Below are 425 nucleotides of genomic sequence, written 5' to 3'. Positions count from 1 at the left end.
AAGCTGATTCAGACTCTGGGCTGTTCCCCGTTCGCTCGCCGCTACTGGGGGAATCTCGGTTGATTTCTTTTCCTCGGGGTACTTAGATGTTTCAGTTCCCCCGGTTCGCTTCGTTAACCTATGTATTCAGTTAACGATAGTGTGTCGAAACACACTGGGTTTCCCCATTCGGAAATCGCCGGTTATAACGGTTCATATCACCTTACCGACGCTTATCGCAGATTAGCACGTCCTTCATCGCCTCTGACTGCCAGGGCATCCACCGTGTACGCTTAGTCGCTTAACCTCACAACCCGAAGATGTTTCACTTCTGATTGCGAAAATTTGAGAGACTCGAACACACCGCTTATCTGTTCTTATTACGGAGAACAGACACAGTGTGTCGTTTCAATTTTCAGCTTGATCCAGATTTTTAAAGAGCAAAA

Annotated in this window: 1 rRNA gene; it reads right to left on the bottom strand. The window is 47.1% G+C overall.

From position 1 onward, the window contains the following. Nucleotides 1-286 (bottom strand): 23S ribosomal RNA (locus M989_RS24050); the annotation flags it as partial. Nucleotides 287-425: the final 139 nt, after the last annotated feature.

Source organism: Kluyvera georgiana ATCC 51603, assembly GCF_001654985.1.
Classification (GTDB): domain Bacteria; phylum Pseudomonadota; class Gammaproteobacteria; order Enterobacterales; family Enterobacteriaceae; genus Kluyvera; species Kluyvera georgiana.
Note: the sequence above shows the minus strand (reverse complement) of the source record. Positions and strands in the feature narration are given on the sequence as shown.